4 protein-coding genes are annotated in these 2,462 nt (G+C 37.3%); all 4 read left to right on the top strand.

Annotation, left to right across the window (positions count from 1 at the left end):
* The coding region (locus Q8907_16275; GenBank protein ID MDP4275825.1) for an ATPase at positions 1–106 on the top strand (106 nt) is incomplete at its 5' end.
* 25 nt (positions 107–131) lie between these two features.
* Positions 132–542, top strand: coding sequence for a hypothetical protein (locus tag Q8907_16270; GenBank protein ID MDP4275824.1), 411 nt, complete (start codon positions 132–134; stop codon positions 540–542).
* Between the two features lie 2 nt (positions 543–544).
* Positions 545–1,408: a DUF58 domain-containing protein gene (locus tag Q8907_16265; protein MDP4275823.1), complete on the top strand. Its 864-nt coding sequence runs from the start codon at positions 545–547 to the stop codon at positions 1,406–1,408.
* Between the two features lie 23 nt (positions 1,409–1,431).
* Positions 1,432–2,436, top strand: a complete 1,005-nt coding sequence (locus tag Q8907_16260; GenBank protein ID MDP4275822.1) for a hypothetical protein — start codon at positions 1,432–1,434, stop codon at positions 2,434–2,436.
* Positions 2,437–2,462: the final 26 nt, after the last annotated feature.

Raw genomic sequence — 2,462 nt, 5'->3', positions numbered from 1 at the left:
TGATGTCCTGCGTCACAGACTTGGACTTACTTACGAGGCTGAAGCTGAAAATATTAAAAGCGAGGATATTATAACCAGTATTTTAAATATTGTTGAAGTACCTTAAAGGTTTTTCATAAAAATCTTGATTTGTGATTTATAAAAAAATCTCTTTGCTGTTTTTACCCATGTTTTTGTTGCTGAATGTCTCAGCGCAAAATTTTATTGGCCTGCATAAGGAGGACGTAAAAAAATTGATGAGAACCTCTAATCCAAATTTCATACTTGATGAAGGGGCTGTGAATAAGTGCTTTAGATATTTGAAATATGTGGATAATTTAGGCAATCAAACTTTATTGTATTTCCTTTCTGCAGATGATGTATGTACTTCGTCAAAAATGATGAGCGATTACATGTATTTGAACGAAACAACAACCAGATTTAATAAAAAATATAAGAAAACAGGGATGTATTCCTGGGTTTATTATGATAAAAACCAAAAATATGCCGTGCAATTAAATTGTGAAAAATGGTTTTTTACGGTGATCATTAAAAGGAAGTAGTTGTGGAAGCATCAGATTTAATAAGGAAAGTAAGAAAGATTGAAATAAAATCGCGGGGACTTTCAAGCAATGTTTTTGCCGGAGAATACCATAGCGCTTTTAAGGGTCATGGTATGGCATTCTCCGAAGTGAGGGAATACCAGGTTGGTGATGATATCCGCTCGATAGACTGGAACGTTACCGCGCGTTTTAACCGCCCGTTTGTTAAGGTTTTTGAAGAGGAGAGGGAACTGACCGTCATGCTGCTTATCGATGTCAGTGGATCCGGACAATTTGGTACCCGGGCAAAATTGAAAAATGAACTGATTGCTGAAATTGCAGCTGTACTTTCATTCTCCGCTATACAAAATAACGATAAGATCGGAGTGATTATGTTTTCGGATAAGGTGGAAAAATTCATTTCTCCTAAAAAAGGAAGCAAACATATTTTGCGTATCATCAGTGAGTTGCTTAATTTCAAAGCCGAAGATAAAAAAACCAATCTTTCTGAAGCCCTTCGTTATTTGACCAATGCCATTAAAAAACGCTGTACGGCCTTTATTATTTCTGATTTTATGAGCCCTGACTTTGAGGATGCTTTGAAAATCGCCAATAATAAGCATGACCTGGTTGCATTAAAAGTTTACGACGAACGTGAAACAAAACTCCCTTCTATCGGGTTGGTCAGGTTTGTTGATGCGGAAACAGATTCAATGCAGCTGGTCGATACTTCAGATCCTAATGTGAGGAAACATTACGAAATGTATTGGGATGAACGAAACAAGCGGATTGATGAAGTTTTGGGCAAATGTGGCATTGATTCGGTGAATATTCGAACAGACGAAGATTACGTGAAACCCTTAATTAATTTATTTAAACAAAGATAATCTTCTTTGGGATTTATAAAGATATGAAGTCAATTGATATAATGATGTTTAGATTCCGTTTCTTTGGGCAGCTGATCATGCTGTTTGTGGTATTGTTTTTTGCCGGAATAAAACAGGTTGAAGCACAGAGTGTTAAGGCGGCTTTGGATAGCTCCAAAATTTTAATTGGAAGCCAGACTAAATTAACTTTAGAGGCGACCATACAAAAAGGAACTAAAATAAGTTTCCCTGTGGTCGGCGACAGCCTGATGAAAAATGTTGAAGTGGTTGCCAAAACGAAGGTTGATACGACTGTTCTTCCCGATAAGCGGCTGAAACTGACTCAGGAGTATATGGTCACTTCGTTTGACAGTGGCTGTTATCGTATTCCGGCTTTTAAATTTATGGTTAATAATGACAGCCTGCTTACTGCACCTCTTTCCCTTATGGTGAATACGATAGCTGTCGATACCACCAAGGATTTTTACGATGTCAAGGAGCCTGTGAATGTTCCCTGGTCATTCCGCGAAATTATGCCTTATATTCTGGGTATAATCATTTTGGCAATTATTGCCATCCTGGTCATTGCTATTATCAGAAAAATCAGGAAGAAGGAGCCTTTGCTGATGATCCGCAAACCTGAGGAACCCCCTTATCTTACTGCCGTCAAAGATCTCGAGAGGTTGAGGAATCAAAAGCTTTGGCAACAAGGTAAGTTTAAACAATATCATACGATTATCACGGAAATCATCAGGATATATGTGAACCGGATGTTTCATGTTAAAACTTTGGAACAGACCAGTGAAGAAATTTTGCAGTCGCTTAAAAATTCGGGATTTGATGATGAGGTTTCTTTCAATCTGTTGAAACAGATATTTACATTGGCCGATTTGGTTAAGTTTGCCAAGGAGAATCCTTTGCCGGAAGAAAATGAACTTAGTCTTTCCAATGCCCTTCTGTTTGTAAAAAATACACAACCTTTTACAGATGAACAGGATAAGTCGCGAAAAGCCGAAACATCACCTGACATAAAAGATTTAAAAAACTAAATTGATCCATGCATTCTATAACATTT

It is taken from the genome of Bacteroidota bacterium, from assembly GCA_030706565.1.
Taxonomy (GTDB): Bacteria; Bacteroidota; Bacteroidia; order Bacteroidales; family JAUZOH01; genus JAUZOH01.
Note: the sequence above shows the minus strand (reverse complement) of the source record. Positions and strands in the feature narration are given on the sequence as shown.

Excerpts from the sequence above, each read along its gene's own strand:
- Q8907_16260 (MDP4275822.1), top strand. The coding sequence starts at position 1,432 with ATGAAGTCAATTGATATAATGATGTTTAGATTCCGTTTCTTTGGGCAG.